11 protein-coding genes and 2 pseudogenes are annotated in these 15,897 nt (G+C 61.6%); 6 read left to right on the forward strand and 7 right to left on the reverse strand.

Features of this window, described 5'->3' with window-relative positions; all coding sequences use genetic code 11:
• Positions 1 to 98: 98 nt before the first annotated feature.
• The 4 genes from A37A_RS18330 to A37A_RS0108760 all read right to left on the reverse strand — a co-directional run bounded on the left by A37A_RS18330 (position 99) and on the right by A37A_RS0108760 (position 6,240).
• A complete protein-coding gene (locus tag A37A_RS18330) occupies positions 99 to 3,644 on the reverse strand; it encodes a DNA translocase FtsK (protein WP_018291138.1) in 3,546 nt (1,181 codons plus the stop codon).
• Complete coding sequence (locus tag A37A_RS0108750) at positions 3,641 to 4,384, reverse strand: hypothetical protein (protein WP_020494210.1); 744 nt, start codon at positions 4,382 to 4,384, stop codon at positions 3,641 to 3,643. The genes A37A_RS18330 and A37A_RS0108750 overlap by 4 nt, the downstream gene beginning before the upstream one ends.
• A gap of 124 nt (positions 4,385 to 4,508) precedes the next feature.
• Positions 4,509 to 5,555 (reverse strand): aromatic ring-hydroxylating dioxygenase subunit alpha, encoded by a 1,047-nt coding sequence (locus A37A_RS0108755; RefSeq protein ID WP_018291140.1) that lies wholly within the window; start codon positions 5,553 to 5,555, stop codon positions 4,509 to 4,511.
• 196 nt (positions 5,556 to 5,751) lie between these two features.
• Positions 5,752 to 6,240: a nucleoside deaminase gene (locus A37A_RS0108760; RefSeq protein ID WP_196799558.1), complete on the reverse strand. Its 489-nt coding sequence runs from the start codon at positions 6,238 to 6,240 to the stop codon at positions 5,752 to 5,754.
• A 167-nt stretch (positions 6,241 to 6,407) separates the two neighbouring features.
• On the opposite strand from A37A_RS0108760, the gene A37A_RS21785 reads away from it, so the two are divergent.
• Positions 6,408 to 6,530: a hypothetical protein gene (locus A37A_RS21785; protein WP_018291142.1), complete on the forward strand. Its 123-nt coding sequence runs from the start codon at positions 6,408 to 6,410 to the stop codon at positions 6,528 to 6,530.
• A gap of 68 nt (positions 6,531 to 6,598) precedes the next feature.
• On the opposite strand, the gene A37A_RS16640 is transcribed toward A37A_RS21785, so the two are convergent.
• A complete protein-coding gene (locus tag A37A_RS16640; RefSeq protein ID WP_018291143.1) occupies positions 6,599 to 7,087 on the reverse strand; it encodes a VOC family protein in 489 nt (162 codons plus the stop codon).
• 434 nt (positions 7,088 to 7,521) lie between these two features.
• Between A37A_RS16640 and A37A_RS16645 the strand changes: the two are divergent.
• Positions 7,522 to 8,540, forward strand: a pseudogene (locus tag A37A_RS16645) (integrase core domain-containing protein).
• 352 nt (positions 8,541 to 8,892) lie between these two features.
• Positions 8,893 to 9,405, forward strand: coding sequence for a hypothetical protein (locus A37A_RS16650; RefSeq protein WP_018291146.1), 513 nt, complete (start codon positions 8,893 to 8,895; stop codon positions 9,403 to 9,405).
• A 297-nt stretch (positions 9,406 to 9,702) separates the two neighbouring features.
• On the opposite strand, the gene A37A_RS0108805 is transcribed toward A37A_RS16650, so the two are convergent.
• Positions 9,703 to 10,548 (reverse strand): methyltransferase domain-containing protein, encoded by an 846-nt coding sequence (locus A37A_RS0108805; protein WP_018291147.1) that lies wholly within the window; start codon positions 10,546 to 10,548, stop codon positions 9,703 to 9,705.
• 12 nt (positions 10,549 to 10,560) lie between these two features.
• The gene (locus A37A_RS18335) at positions 10,561 to 12,900 is read right to left on the reverse strand and encodes an FkbM family methyltransferase (RefSeq protein WP_018291148.1); all 2,340 of its coding nucleotides are present in this window, start codon (positions 12,898 to 12,900) and stop codon (positions 10,561 to 10,563) included.
• Between A37A_RS18335 and A37A_RS0108815 the strand changes: the two genes are divergently transcribed.
• The 3 genes and pseudogenes from A37A_RS0108815 to rfaD form a co-directional block, all read left to right on the forward strand.
• Entirely contained in the window at positions 12,868 to 14,262 is a 1,395-nt protein-coding gene (locus tag A37A_RS0108815) for a glycosyltransferase family 9 protein (RefSeq protein WP_026195750.1), read from the forward strand. The two genes, A37A_RS18335 and A37A_RS0108815, sit on opposite strands and share 33 nt — an antisense overlap.
• Complete coding sequence (locus A37A_RS20620; RefSeq protein ID WP_196799559.1) at positions 14,190 to 14,687, forward strand: glycosyltransferase family 9 protein; 498 nt, start codon at positions 14,190 to 14,192, stop codon at positions 14,685 to 14,687. Before A37A_RS0108815 ends, A37A_RS20620 begins: the two co-directional genes overlap by 73 nt.
• A 181-nt stretch (positions 14,688 to 14,868) precedes the next feature.
• Positions 14,869 to 15,837, forward strand: a pseudogene (gene rfaD, locus A37A_RS0108825) (ADP-glyceromanno-heptose 6-epimerase); the annotation flags it as partial.
• Between the last annotated feature and the right edge of the window lie 60 nt (positions 15,838 to 15,897).

Consider the following 15,897-nt stretch of genomic DNA (forward strand, 5'->3'; position numbering starts at 1 on the left):
ATTCAAATTACCTGGATGAACATTCTTGTCAACGGAGAGTGTCCCGGGTTGCCCGCAACTCCCATCCCGGAGGCTCGGAGATGGGGAGAAGGGTCGGCCTAAGCGGTCGGCGGCCGAGACTCGAGAAACGGGGCTTGGGCCCGGATCAATTCCCCGCCCGGCCCGAGGTTACATAAAAGGTCGCCTTTCCCGAGCAGGGTTTCCCCGCCGCCTTTGCCCAGCACGATCTGGGATTCAGTCGCATTCGCAACCCGGAGGCAGATACGGACGGAGAGGTTTGCGCTGATGAGTCCCGTGACGACCTTCCTTTCCGGCCTCTGTGTCGCCAGGATGAGATGGATGCCTGCGGCGCGACCCTTCTGCGCGATGCGGGAGAGAGTCTTCTCGAACTGCTGCTTTACTGGACGCGCTCCCAGTAGCCAGTCGGCGAACTCATCGAAGAGGATCACCCGGTAGGGGATCTCTGTCTTTCCCGCAGCCATCCGCTGGGAGAGAGAATCGAATCCCTCGTCGTTAAGCTGGCGGTAGCGGCGATCCATCTCCTCCACGGTCTCCTCCAAACAGTGGAGCGCTTGGTCTGTCTCTGTTAGCAGCCCCCGCTCCCGGAGATGAGGAATTCGCTCCCAATCCCGGAAGGTCAGGATCTTTGGATCGATCAACAGAACCTCGAGCCGATCCGCGGGCAGGGCGTCGCAGAGCGTAGCGAGAAAGCATTGGAGGAGGACGCTCTTTCCGCTTCCCGACCTTCCCCCCACGAGCACATGGGGACTGTTGGGATCGGTCAGGTCCGTGACCAAGATCTCTCCTTGGATGGTCCGTCCCACCAGCAGCGGCAGTTCGTATGTGGACGGGATGGCCCGTTTGGCCTCCTCCCAAGCCAAGGAGAAAGGACGAGGGTTGGGAAGGTCGACCGCCACAAAGCCGGCAACGGGAGAGATGAGGGGGTTGCCATCCAGGCCGAGGTGGACACGCAGGGTCGGAGCCAAGCTCAGGAGTTTTTCGATCCGCACTCCCGGCGGGCAGGAGAGTTGGAAGCGGATCAGCTGGGGGCCTTGGAGTTGTCCGACGCAGCGTACGGGAAAGTTATGGGAGGCGAAGAACTCTTCCAGCCTTTTCTCTATCGCTTTTGCTTCTGGCGGTAAGTCGGGCTTTTTCTCCTCTGGGGATTCGCCTTTTCCTTGTTCGAGCAACGGGAGGACTTGCTCCCGGAAGATCGCCTGCAACTGGGCTTCGGAAACCCCTCGTTCGGTCAGCGACGGATTGTAATACTCCAGGAGTCCAGAAAAGGGGAAATCTTTGCGGCTTTGGCGCAAGAGCTCGGCGTAGATCGCCAACTGCATGAGATCGCGAGGGGAGTCGGACTGTGGGGAGAGCTTATAATCAACTAGCTGCCATCCTGCTTTTGGATGGTGGCGCAGCGTGTCCAAGCGGCCCTCAACGCGAATGGGGCGGCCTCCGGATCCAGCAAAGGTGCCGGAAATGGGAATTTCGGCTCCCTCGAAGAGATCCTTCCAGGAAGAGAGATCTTCCGAATCGGCAACCCGCTTGAGGTTCTGATGGAACGCGCGGAGTGCGGCCTCAAGGAATTTGGCTTCCTCCCGAGTCCCGCGGCGGCTCCTCCGCTCGGCAATCTCTCTCTGGGCAAGGTCCCGCAGCCGAATCCAATATTCTTCCGGAGTTTGAGGGCTTTGCTCTTCCCGGAGGATCTGGCTGGTAAATTCCTCGACGATCTTGTGGAAGGCGGTGCCGAGGTCGGCGCGACTCGAAGGCGCGGGCCCTTCGGCAAGACACCGCGTCACGAGTTCGCTAACCGTAAGGGTAATGCCTTCCCCGCTTTTTGGCGGCGGCTTTTCCCCTTCGACCATCTCCTGCGTCCACGGGCGAAGCTGCTCTCGAACGAAGGCAAGGGTTTCCTCCCGTGGGAAATCGAGGTCTCCCTCGAGCACTTTCGCATGCAACTCGTAGAGAGCCGCGATCCGAATCCAACGTTCCTCCTCCAAGACGCAAATCCGCATCGGTCCATCGCAGGCCCGGTGGATGGTCTCCGCCACCGTCTTCCATCTTGGGCCGGGAACTCGAGGCAGGTCAGGGAAGCGAACGAAGATCGAACGCTGGCAGCCGGCAGGATCTCTCCCTTCCCGTTCCGCTTCCCGCGCAATCGACTCCCATCGCTTTCCGTTGTGGCCTGATTCCAAGCCGAAGCCGACCCTCTGCCCGCTCTTCTTCCACCGAAGCAGCAGATGGTGCTTGCGCCCAGGATAGGGGTCCTCCACCTCCCAGCCGGGAAGGGAACGTCCTCCTTCCCGCAAGAGCCATTGGAGCGCATCGTAGTCGTCGAGCGGCGGCTCTTGCTTCAACCCGGCAAGGATCCGCTCGTAGCATTGCGGAAGAGTCTCGGACGGCTTCTTTTCCCACTGTTTTTCGGCTTCTTGGAGGAAGAACCGAATCCCGCAGGTTTTGCCACCGGAGAAGAAGTGCGGAAGCCAAGAGGCCTTCAAGAAGCGGGCGGCTTGCTCCGGATCGGCTCTCGCGTCCTTGAGTCGCCGCTCCAGGAGGCAGCGGGCTTGATCTTCGTTCAACCCCGATAAGTGCAGGTCGCGGTCGGTGTGGCACATCCGATCGCGGTAGGCGGTCTCGATCTCGGGAAGGATCTTCTTTTCCCACACCTCTCGATTCGCGGTGATCACGACCATCTGGTTGGGGGCTTGATCGACGAGCTCGGCCACCACGTACCCGAACTGTGCGGGCCGTTGCGGGTCTTGGGCAAAGGCCTCCGTCTGGTCAAAGCAGAAGAGGAAGGGGCGCACGAAGCGCGCAAGCTGGCAGAGGTCCAGGATTCGCTCTTTGGCGAGCTCGTTGGAGGCTTCCAGCGAGATTTCGGCCGGAGGGATGTCGACGGCATGGATATTGAGGAAGGCTGCCTCCTCCGGGTCGAAGCAGATCCCCCGCAGCCAATCGAGGCAGAGGCGATGGCGTTGGGAATTGCCCCGATGGGCAAGGTAGGCCAGAAGGACCTTGAACCAGGAGAGGGGATTGCGTACCGATCGAAACCGGATCTCTCGCTTTCCAAGCCCAGGTTCAAGGCAGCTGAACGTCTCTCCCCGGGAAATCCAGTCGATCCAGGGTTGGGAGTCGGCCGCTTCCCAGAGTTGCAAGGGATCGCTTCGAAGAAGGGTCCGAAGATGGTCGAGGTCCGCGTTCCAGGGTGGCGGCAACTCGCCGCTTTTGACGAGTCCCATATCGATCAGATCGGTGGCCAGATCTCCGATGGTATGGGCCGCGATCTGGTCGAGCTGGGTGCGGGGAAGGGGCGCCCCGTGCCCGGAATCGAGTGGCTCGGCACGATCGAGTTCGCCAACGACCCGATCGAGAATCCGCTGCCAGCACCGGTCGACGGCCTCGAAAGGGCGGAGGTAGATCCGGGTGGCCTTTCCCTGGAGCCTTTGAAAGAGGCGTCCGATCAAATGGGATTTGCCGTAGCCCGGTTCTGGAGAGACCACGACCAGGGCCCGTTCCAGGCGTCGGTTCTCCTGGAGATCGGAAAAGATCGAAAGCAGCCTCTCCAAAGGCTTTTCGTTCAGGCCAGCAACCGGCGGCTCGATCTGCCAGGGATCCGAAACGATCTGTGAAGAAAAGGGGCTCATCGCGATTCGGCTTCCGGCTGCGCGTCGAACCGGACGAGAAGGTGAGGTTGGCCGCCGAGAAAGACCGCCGCCCTCCGCTCCTCCTCGCTTGCCAGCGACCAATCCCCGCGGGAGAGGTGAGCGTGCCCAGTCCGGCTCTGCTCCAACAGCCAAGCCTTCAAGGGCTCCAACGGGGCCCCGCTTCGGGAGGCGAGCTCGGCCGGTCGCACGTCTAGAAAGCCCTGCTCATCAACGAGCTCTCGGTAGGCTTTTTCCACCTTCTTTGGGTCAAAGGGGCCGGAGCTTCGGGTCGCATCCGGAGGTGTCAACCATCCTGCCCGGTGGACGTAGTAAGAGGTCTTCCCCCGAGTCAGCCGAACGAGAATCTTCCCTTGGACCAGCTCCTGGACCGCTTCTTTGAGAAAAAAGGCTTCCCCGCGACCGCAGAACTTCCCGAGCTCCTTTTCCAGGAAGAGCCGAGCAGGAGATTGGGCCGCTCCCCGATCGATCGCCTCAACGGCTTGTCCGACGTTTGGTGCGAACTGGGCGAGAAAATAGAGAGACTTCGGGGGCGATCCGAGCCGGAGGATGCGTCCCTTCCGGATCTCGGCGGCGAGCACCTCTTCGGCCTCGGGCTTCCGAGGCGGCGAAAGCCGACTTCGGGCGAGGCCTTTCGAACCGGCCTTCTCGAGCGCGCCAAGGATCCGCTTCTCCCAATCAACGACCGGTGTCCGACGCGCAGCCTTGTCGTCTCGTTTCATCCGGATGAAGTCTGCGCTATCGGAACTCTTCCGGGGAGACAAGTTTTTCTTTGTGGAGCGTTCGCGAAATCGAAGAGAGCGCGAAGCGGCCGTTCCCCGCAAGCTTCTAAAGGGAGGTTCGTCCTCACAGTTGCGGCACCCCGAGCTCCTCCATCCAGCGGTGGTATTCCACCAGCGGCAGATCGCAGGGGCCCAGGTAACGAATTCTTCCTGCGGAAATCGGCGGGAGAAGCCAAGGACGCTGGCTTTCGACGACTCTCCGGTCTTCTTCGAGGATCGCGTCCTGGACTCGATCATGGATGGGGTCAGATTCCGTTTTTCGATCGTAGGTTCGGGCGATCCGCCAAAAGATTCGGCAGCGATCGTGCCTCACGGGGGATACCGCCTGGAATACTGCGAACGCAGCGTCCTTTCGCTGCTTGCGGATGCGCACGCTGCTCGTCCCCGCCTCGATCACGTAGGAGACCGGTAAAGGGTCCTTCTCCGCAGCCGCGCTTCCCAGGCCGACGGAAGGAGCCTCTGCCCGCTGCCAAACCGTAAATCGGGAAACCACCGTAGACGCCGTTCGAGAGACCTTGTGGTCTGGAGTTTCCGGATGGGCCGCGCTCCCGATGGTTCCGGGATGAACCCAGCTAAAATGGGTATCGTCGAGCTGGCTGAGGATGACGCGGGGAGCGCTGGCGCGCCAAGCCGATCCTTCCTTCCACGGCCCAAGGTGGAAGTGGGAATCCGAGAGCTCCGGGAAGTCCGGAATCGGATATCGGGCTGGCGGCGCCAGGCATGTCCAGATGAATCCATGAGCCTCCGTCGAGGGAAAGGTCTCCGCTTGGGTGGCTGCCGGGATGGAGAGACCCCGGCGGGCGGGGATGTCGACGCAGCGACCCATGCCATCGAAGCTCCAGCCATGGTAGGGACAACGAAGGTGTCGGCCCTCCACGACGCTTCCTAGCGAGAGTGCTGCTCCCAAATGGGGGCAGAGATCGGAGAAGACGGCAATCCGGCCATCGAGGCGGACGATCGCCAACCGCTTTCCCAAGAGCTCGATCGGCATCGGGTCTTTGCCAAGGGCGGCAGTAGGACAGGTCGGATGCCAAAACGGCGCCATCGCTCGGAGGTAGCCCTCCAGCAGCGCAGGGGAGGGAGGCGGATTCTCGAAAGAGGAAGCCGTCATGGACGAGTCATGAGTCAGGCGGTTGTCTTTCCCGCGACCGAGGGAGGACCACTTTAGGGACTTCCGCAGCCACCACTCTGTCGAAAAACTCGCCTTGGCGCGCGCCGCCGTCAAGGAATTGCTCCCTGCCGGAATCGCGTGTGCTTTCGCGGATCGGCTCCTTCTCCGAGGAGTGGTGCCCGAGGCGCAGGCACTCCTAATACCAGACCTTGTTTGGCGAGTTCGACCAGAGGGCGAATGCTTCGCGGCACTCCGGGGAGTCAATTGCAACCAGACGCAGGCGCCGTTCTCGAGGAGGCGATTGAAATTCCCGATAGAGAAGCGCATCGCGGAAGCCGGCATGGGCCACGTCTTCGGTCGAAGAGCCGAAGAAGACCTCGTCGAGCCGCGCCCAGTAGATCGCCCCCAGGCACATCGGACATGGGTAAGAGCTCGTGTAGAGAACGCAGCCCCTTAAGTCGAAGGTTCCCAGGAGAAGGGCTGCCGCTCGAATGGCTTCGATCTCCGCGTGGGCGGTTGGGTCGAGTTGGACGGTGACTCGATTGACGCCTTGGGCGATCACCTTCCGCTCTCGGGCGATCACCGCTCCGAAGGGGCCTCCCTTGCCTTGGCGAACATTCTCCTGAGCCAAGAGCGCCGCTTCTCGGAGGGCGTTCGAATGGAAATCGATGTCTTCGGGTCTCACGATGCTCGCCTCGGCTGGTTTACGTCCCTTGGCTTGCCCGAAGCAAGACCGATTCCCCGCCGCTCCGACTGCCGCCGCCGGAACAACCCTCGTCCTCCATGGGTTCAGCCGGCCCTCTCCCAAAGATCGCTCCCTTTTGGTAGGCCGTCCGTTCCGCTTGGGATCGGATGCTCGAGCAGAATCGGGAGGTCGGCTACAAGGGGAAGCAGGATGCCAAGGAGCTCGCGGAAAGTCTCTTCGAGCCTGCGGAGAAGTTCGATCCGGCAAAGGAGAGCAGAGAGTACGCGTGAAACGAAATCATCTGTCTCGTCGGGGAGCACTGCTTCCGCCTGCCCAAGGAGACATCGGAATCGGGCCGCTAAGCGGCCGGAAAGGGTCTCCTCTGCGGCATCCCTTTGGCGGAGCCGGGCGCGGGAGGGGGCGGCTTCCGAAGGGCCGGATCGATCGGGCTCATGATGCCAATCGGGTTGCTGTCCGGGTCTTCGAGGATTGCGTAGCGGGCTCCCCAGAAGCCATCTTCTGGCTCCTTCTGTGCCCGGTAGCCTGCGCGGGTCATGGAAGCAAAGAGATCGTCGACGGACCTTCGGGACGGGACCCCGAAGAAGAGGACGTTTCCCCCGCCGGGCACGTGCCGCCCGCGGGGATTCCATTGGCGCGCGCAGGCGATAGTGTCGATCTCGAGACGCATGCCGCCCGGCAGGAGGGCCGTCGCATGGTGGGGTGCCCAATCCGGCGAGGTCGCCGGCTGAACGTCGAGTCCTAGCCGTCGATAGAAGGCGATCGAGGCGTCCATATCGCACACGGTCAGATTGACCTGGTTGAGTAGCGGCCGTCCTATCGGGTCCATCCAGCCTCCGCTTGGGTCAGTTACCTATGGGGAGAAACGCCACGAGAGCCGCGCGGACCTGCGCTCCGTTGGACGAGCACGCAATGAGGTCGCCTAGGACGAGATGGAAGGCCGAGCGGCTTTCTTGGGGGACGGTCGTCTGACCTTGGCGGGCATTCGTTCCTGCCGTAAGGACGCATGACAAACAGATCCTACTTTCGGACTATGCGGAAGGCAAGTAAGGCAGATTTCTAGCTATGGTCGCCATGGTCTAGGACGAGTGACTCGCTTGCTCCAGGGCAAGCGCAAGAACCTTAAAGGAAACGACCATCCATAGCCACAGCGGTTAGTCGTTGGGGTTCGCATGATTACATTCTAGAAAATCGCCGTTCGTTGCTGATCGGGCATGCGATGCTTCGGGAGGTTGTGGCAAACTGGAAAGCCGAGGTAAAAGCATGAGAATCACCCTGCACAAGAATGCGACGACTACGCCGGCGATCCGCACGGCGATTCTGGCGGGCAACAGGCAGCGATTGCGAGTTGGCGAGGTAATTTCGCGTGACTCGACAGACGATTCGTCGGTGACGGAAGATGGGATAACGCCCGCGGATGCCAGCCACACCCCGCATGGTCTTCCAACGACACTCAATCCGGGACAGGAAGAGCTGGTGATCGAGTTGTGCACGCAGTTCCGGCTGCCGCTGGACGATCTGCTGGCCGTCATCCGCGAATGGATCGAACCCTCCATGACCCGCTCGGCCTTGGGCCGGCTCCTGCGGGCGCCCTCGGCCACTCCCGGCTGCCTCAACCGGAAAAAAGGCCAATCCCACCCAATCCTTTCTTGTTTACCTGCCGGGCTACTTTCCTATGGACCTCAAATCCCTGCCCCAGATGGCGGACGAGGCTTCTCGCCGTTATGTCTTCGTCGCCATCGATCGAGCGACCCGTTGGGTCTTCGGGGTGGTCAAGCGGGCAAAGACCCCAGCGGCCGCCCCCAGCTTCCTCCACGCGCTGGCCAAAGCGGCACCCATCAAAATCCAAACCATCCTCACCGATCACGGCAAGAGGAGTTCACCGATCGGGTCTTCGGCCAAGAACCCATGAGTTTGACGCGCTCTGCCAAGCATTGGGCATGGAGCACCGCCTGACCAGGCCGAAAACTCCTCGCACCAACGGCATGGTGGAGCGCTTCAACGGAAGACTGTCGCAGATCCTCCGTACTCATCCCTTCCCAAGCTCCCTGGACCTGAAAACCAGGCTCCACCGCTACGCCTGACTCTACAACGAACACCACCCTCAAAAATCGCTCAACCATCAAACCCCGCTTCCGACCCTCAAAACATGGCAACAATCCCATCCGCATCTCCTCCCAAAAGCAGTACGCAATCATCCGGGACCTGACACCTCCGGGAAGGTGAAGGGGTTGCCTTCTAGCACCGAGGCATCCCAAACGAACTCGGGAAGCATCTTGTAAAAGCGGAAACAGACCCGCTCAATCGAGTGAGACGGAACAGAAGTCGGCATTGCCGATCTGTCCCATCGAAAACCAAGAGCATCAAAAAGAGCCATGTCGCCAGACTCCATCAATCATTGAACACGGCTTCCTGATACCAATACATCCCGTTTGCGTCGATCAGACAACACGGGTTTCACTCACGCGCTTGCCGTGCGGCGCAAGGCGTTTCAATCATGGAAATCGGATATCCCCTATTTTTCCAGGTGGTGCCAAGCGCTATGAACAGGCCGGCATGGTCTTGAAGGTTGAGGATCTTGCGGACCTCTTCGCGACCCATGGGGTTCGGTCCCCGGTCGCTCTGTGAGGTCGCATGGCTCGCCACCGTGGTCCCGTTCTGCTCGACACCAACGTCATCCTGGAGTGCTTCCGGGTTGGGTCGTGGCGCGCCCTTTCGAGCGGCTACGGGGTGGAGACGGTCGAGGCTTGCGTTACGGAGACGCAGACGGGATTTCAGCGGCGGCGGGCGGAATTGCTCATCGATCCCGCACGGCTCAAAGACACTCTCCAGGCAGGCCATCCGGTGACCCATCGGGAATGTGCCGTCCTGGCGGTTCGAGCTCCCGACATGGCGCTCGATGTCGGGGAACGATCCTTGTGGGCCCATGCTCTCACGCGAAGCGACGGCTGGGTTCTGTGCGGGCGAAACAAGGCGAGCCTGCGTTTGGGCGTTCGGCTTGGGCTCAAGGATCGACGGATCGCCCGGGAGACACTTCTTGACGGTGTCGGGCATCGGCCGAAAGAGGCTTTAGGAAAGGTCTGCATGGCTCGCTGGCTCAAACGAGTCCTTGCAGACCTGCTGATTTCAGAAGGACTGGACCGGTGATGAAGAATGGAGCCGATCCGCGGATCCGGATCGCGAAGGTCTCAGGTTGCGTTCGCGTTGGGCCGGAAGGCAATTCCGGGAGGCAGCCGGTTTCCCACATGCCAGGGCCACTGCATTCTCTTTGATATCGCGGTCCTAACGCCGCGCAGGACTTGCTACCGTTCTTCTAGTCCGTCATTTGGCGTTTCCTTTCTATGTCCCAAAACCCCTGTCCGCAAAATCGAAGAAACTTCACATGTCTTCGACAGAGAAAAGCCGAACCAAAAGAGTTTCCTTCGGACGATCCAGCCGGGCTCGCTATCCTCGGAACAGGACCTTGCGGACGCTCCGCAGCCTCCGCTCCCATTGCCTTAGGCGAACCCCCAAGCGCCAGGTCCAGGACCGTTGGATGCGGGCAAGCTCGTCCCGTGCCTGCCGTGCTTCGGCGTTCCCGCGCTCAAGTTGCTTACACCGCATCAAGAGGTCGGTGTACTTGTAGTGGAGCCGCTGATAGAGCGACGGCGCTTCGGCTTCGGCGTGCGCGACGCCGGAACCGGCTTTGCATTCGCCGGCCAGCACCAGCGGGTCTGTCATGGGCTGGGCGACCATCGCCTTGTAGAGATCGTCGGGCGGCACGGGTGGTGCGCCGAGCTTGGTGCAGCAGAAGTTCAGGGCCTCGGCCATGGGACCAGCCGCGCGCGGCATCCAGCCGCCGGCGGCATCCTGGAAGCCGTTCATGTCGAACCAGTCGAATTTGCCGCAACCCAGCAACTCGGCGAGATCGCACAACATTCCCGGCGTATAGCCGAAGCGGTGCGCCTGGTGAGAATTGACGCGGCCGCCGACGCCGTAGATCACGGCCATCAGGTGAAAGCTGTTATCGCCGGCGATCAGGCGACGCGCATAGAGCGCCATGTCCGGCACGCTGATCTTGAGCTGGCCACCCACCTTCAGGATCCGCACCATCTCGGAAAGCGCCTGGAAGGCGTCGGGCCATTCGATGTGCTCGAGCACGGCGTTCGCCACGATCTCCTCGACCGACCCGGTCGGAACGTGGGCCATGTCCCGCAGGTCAGCGACCACGTCGGGACGGGTCGCGGGGTCGATGTCGATCGTCTGATAGCCTTCCGGCCGCATGCCGTTGGCGCCAACATAAAGCTTCATTTCCAGCGTCTCCTAATGCGGAACCAATCGGTCCGCAGAGGCTTCCGTGGACCCCGACGGCAAGACAGATTTCTTCTCAATTGAAGCTGCATCTAATGCTTCCTTCGCAGCGGAACATCTCTGTCCGGTTGTTGCGCGGGGAGGAAGGGCGAGCGCGGTTGCGATCCCTTCGGCGACCCGTACGGGATCGATGCTCTCCATGCAGGGACTGCCCGGCAAGCCTCTGGGGCACCTCGACATCCAGGAATCGGTGGTCCACCAGCAATTCCCGCACACCTGGGGTGGGATGTTGAGGTTTCCCGGATAGCCGAAGAAGTCGATATTGGTGGGGCCGAAGAGAACGGCGCAGCGGGTTCCGACGCAGGAGGCCAAATGGACCAGACCCGACTCGCTATCGACGTGGAGCCGCGCCCCTGCCAGGATCGCGACCGATTCCGCGAGTGTCGTCTTGCCCCGCAAATCCCGATCGACCCCCGGAATCGGCGGGCTCGCCTCTCCTCCGATTTGAACCAAGGAAATCGCCGGAATCCTCTGTCGCAACTCCCTTGCCAGCTCTCCCCACCGCTCGGGTGGGTAGGCTTTCGTGGGACGAGGTCCGTCGATCGGAAAATTGGGATCCCAGCCGTCGTGCAGGGTCAGGTAGGTTGCAGGCTCTAGCCCAGAAGCCGCTGGGACCTCTACCGGCAGCGAGAGCGGAAATAGAGGGCCCCCGTAAGGGATGCCGCACTGTGCATGAAGCGAGTTTTCCCTCCGGATGCCACGCAGGGCGGCTAGATTCGCGTAGGCTCCATCCAAAAAGGGGTGTATCGCCCGATACTTGGCGATCTCCTTGGTCCGTCCCTCCGCTTCGGCCACCAATCGGAGGAAGGCCGAACTCTTCCGTCCCACCGCTTCCCAGGAGATCTGCCCTGGATCCCAAAAAATAAACTGGTTGATCGTCATCTCCGCGTCGACCGCGTCTCGTTCCGAATCGAGGACGGCGCCGGGAAGGCTTGAGAAGAGAAAGCCGATGTTCTTAGGCCCGGAGGGCCGAATGCGAAAACACACCTCGCCGTCAAGCCAGTGGGCCATGTCGCGAAGAAAGCGAGCAACGACCACGCAGTCGCCCACCCCCCCGGTGATTCGGATGCCAAGCAGAAGCGGCGCGCTTCGCTCGAGGACAAGACCAGCAGAAGGAGCACGAGCGGAGCCTCCGAAGATTTCCCTGCGCCAAAGACGGAAGCTCTTTTCCAGCCGCCGCAACGTTCCTGGACGTGGATGAACCTGGCTTCGCAAACGCGCACATTCCGACCCTAAGCGGGCACACTCTTCTGTGACCAATCTTGCGCGGGCCATCGCCTCCGCTTCCTCTCTGCGGACGACCCCAAGCAGCGACAATGGGCGGCGGAGCCTCTCGAGCACCTCTAGGTGCTCGTTGGCTACATAATACCGGTTGGCCGCGTCTTCGCAGGCGAAGGAGTAGTGAGAGGCAAGAAGCCTGGGTTCCCAAGCCGGATAGGCGGGGTCCGAAATCCCAGGATCGGATGCTTCCACCAAAAGGATCCAAGGCCGAGGACCCGTCTGAAAATCGCAGGCCGAGAGAATCCGTTCCTTCGATCCCTCTGCGTCAATCTTCAAAAAATGAATCTCTTGGCCCGCGCAGCGCTTCAAAACCTCAGGTAGCGTCGTTACGGGAACCGTCTCTTTCCTCACGGCAAGCCCCGCTGCTCGCCAATGCTCCGCCAAATCCGCGTCGAGAGTGGAAAGACCTCCCCCATCGACGTCATAAAAGAGGGCTTCGCCGAGGGTATCCGAAAGCGCCGCGCGCAACACTAGGTCGCCCGGCCGCGCGAGGCGTAGCCGCTCGGCTTGGTGCGGCAGAGGCTCGACGTGAATCCCTCGCCAACCGCGTTCGTAGAAGGCTCGAGTGATCGAATCGACGGTCGGATCATTCGCACCCACGTCGACGTAGAACCCACGCTCGACTCCGGAAAGGGAGCGGAGTAGGCGAATATCCTCGTAGTGTTGCGCGATACGATTGGTGCCTTTTCCGTCATTTGGCGCCGCGATTCCGTTACAAGTTCCTCCGGAACTCTCAGTAAGCCAAGGATGAGTCAAGAAGAAATCCGCCATTTGTCCCTGGCAGCTTGCAAACCATCGGGAACCCCCTAGATTGAGGGCCTGGTGAATCCGAACGACGCCGGCACCAAAGCGTGTCCAAGTCCCTGCGGAGACGAAGCAACGGGCGACGGTGTCGTGCCGCCATCGGATGATTGTGAGACGGAGCCCGCCGCTTCGCTCTTGCTGCCGCGCTCCCCTGTCCCGGCGGAGGGCGAGCGGATGGAAATCCGGATCCGCTGGCCTCCCGGCCAAGCACCCCGCTCCGTCCGGGTTGTCGGGCGAATCGGAGGAAGAGAATTTTGCGCCGATGCGGCCCCATGCGGGACGCCGCAGGAAACGAGCCTGGGGGTCGTCGTTCCTTTTGGCTACCGCCGATTGACGGTGTGGGCTCTCGAATCGAATGGGAAAAGGATGCGCCTGGGCCGCCGGTGGCTTGTGCGAATCGGGCCGTTTCCGGTGAATCGGTGGCTGACTGCTACGCTCCTCGGAACGGCATCGTTTCTCTCCGATGCCCTCGGGGCTCGAAGCGTCCGGTGGAAATTGCATCCCGAGGGGAAGCGGTCGCGCTTCGAGGCGGACGCCCATTTCGAAGGCTGGTTTTGGCATCCGGCCGGTCCGCCGGAGGCCTTCTTGTTCTATTCCGGAGGGCGGCGGATCGCCTCTTCTCCACCGACCGCCCTTCCCGCATGGGAGAGAAGCGCGCTCGGCTGGCTCCCTCCCCATCGCTTCTGGGGATTCGATCAGCGCCTATCGCTCCCGCAAGGCTGGCACAAGGTTTCCGTGTGGGCGCGGATGAAGTCGGGCCTGCGCATCCGCCTGGGGGCGCGCCGCATCTTCTCTGTCGGCCCAAGCCAGGAGTCCCCACTACCAAGAGCTGCCGCCAGGTTGGAACCTTGGCCACGGAAATCCCTCCCTCTGCCCCCTCCCCCAAGCGGGGAGACGATGGCTTCGGGCGAAGCAGCCCGGGAAGTCTTGGCCTTAGCGCTCGATCACATTGGAGATGTGGCTTGTACTCTTCCCGCTCTCGCTCTTCTGCGGGAGAGGCTTCCTCTCGGTGCTCGACTGACCGTGGCAGCGGGACCGTGGGCCCTTCCGCTCCTAGAACGCTGCCCCGTGGCCGATCGAGTGGTTGCCATCCCGTTCTTCTCGGAGCGGGCCGATGCCGGCTTCCGCACCGATCTGGCTTCGCTGCTCGCCCCATTGGAAAGGGAGGAATTCTCGCTTGCGGTCGACTTTCGCTATGCGTTGGACACGCGCATGCTGCTTCGAAGGGTGCCGGCCAGGCGCCTCGCGGCCTATGCGAGGGGAGATCGCGAGGATTGGCTCTGGTTTCGGATGCCGCTGCCTCCGGAGGCCCGGCGCGTTCCGTGGAGAGGTGGGGGGCCGCATGCGGCCGAGCTGAAGTTGGCTCTAGCGGCGGCGCTTCCGATCGGGCCCTTCCCCTCGAAAAGGGAGCAGCCGCTTCCGATTTTTCCCTTCAAGAGCTCCGGCCGGAACTCCTCGGACGATGGAAGGGTCCGGCGGGGTCATGGACCGTTGGGATGCACCCCGGCAGTGGGAAGAGGGAAACCCAATGGCCGGCCGACTGCTTTGGTCGCTTGGCCGACTTTTTGATCGAGAGGCTTTCCGCCCGGATCGTCTTTTGCGGAGGGCAAACGGACCGGGAAGTAGCCGGTCAGGCTCATCGAGCCATGCGACATCCCTCGCAGGCGGCCATGCTCGCCGGGCGTACGTCCTTAGGAGAGTTTCTCGATCTGCTGCCGCACTTTGACCTCTTCATCGGCAACGATAGCGGCCCGGCGCACTTGGCGGGATTGCTGGGAGTTCCCACTCTTGCGATCTTCGGAGGGAGCGCGCGCGTCAGCGAATTCCACCCGCTCGGCCCCCGATGCTACACCCTTCGCACCGACCTTTCTTGTTCTTCCTGTTACCGGCAGGCTGCGGACTGTCCGTGGAACCTGCAGTGCCTGCAGAAGCTCACGCCGGACGATGCCTTTGCCGCAGTGGAAAGTGTCCTCCGGGACGTTCGGACTCCATGACCCTGGGGGCAGCGTGAAGAGGCGGCCGGAAGACCGCTGCCAGCGGCCCCGCTTTTTGGAAAGAACGTAAGCCCAAAGGAGCAGGGTATCCAGGACATCGAGCCTCCTCGGTCCCTGTGATCGAATTGGACTCGACTGCCCCTGTGGATTTCTGCCAGCTTTTGGGAGGAACCAATTGCGGATGCGGATCATCGTGACCGGCGCGGCCGGGTTCATCGGCAGCAATCTAGTGCGCGCCTTGAACGCTCGCGGCTATGGCAACATTCTTGCCGTGGACAACCTTGCGGCTGCGGAAAAGTTCCACAATCTGGTCGGTCTTCAGATCGAAGACTATCTCGACAAGAGCCGCTTCTACGAGGAGTTCGCCGCCGGGCGCTATGGACCAGCGGAAGCCGTGTTTCATCAAGGGGCTTGCTCCAACACGATGGAGCGGGACGGTCGGTACATGATGGAGAATAATTACCGGGCGAGCCGAACCCTTCTGGAGGGTTGCCGCCGGCAGGGAGCGCGGCTCCTCTACGCGTCCTCGGCCGCCGTCTACGGGACCATCCCGGATTGTGCGGAGGAGCCGAGGGCGGAACGTCCGCTGAACGTCTATGGCTATTCCAAGCTCCTCTTCGATCAGGTTGTCCGCCGAGAACTGACCCAATCGTCCCGGCAGATCGTCGGGTTACGGTATTTCAACGTTTACGGCCCTGGAGAGGCCCACAAAGGCCGGATGGCATCGGTTGCTTTCCACCAGTTCGGCCAATATCTGCGCGAAGGCAGGGTTCGCCTCTTTGGTGCGTACGGAGGGTATGACCCAGGGGAGCAGGAGCGGGATTTCCTTTGGATTGAGGACCTAGTCTCGGTCAACCTCTGGTTTTGGGACCATCCCGAGAAAAGCGGGATCTTTAACTTGGGAACGGGCCGGGCGCAGAGCTTCAACGCGCTGGCCCTTGCTGTGGTCAACACCCTTCGCAACCAACAAGGGAAGAAGGAGCTTTCCCTAGAGGAGCTGGTGGCGCGGGGAGAAATCGAATACGTCGATTTCCCCGAGGAGCTAAAGGGCAAATACCAGACTCGCACCCAAGCGGATTTGACCCGTCTGCGTGGCGCGGGCTGCGAACACCGATTCCTCTCCGTGGAGGAAGGAGTCCCGGCCTATATGCTTCGGCTTTGGGAGAGCCGACCTCACGAGCCGAAAGGAGCATCTCCGATTCGTTTGGAT

The organism is Verrucomicrobium sp. 3C, from assembly GCF_000379365.1.
Classification (GTDB): Bacteria; Verrucomicrobiota; Verrucomicrobiia; order Methylacidiphilales; family Methylacidiphilaceae; genus Methylacidimicrobium.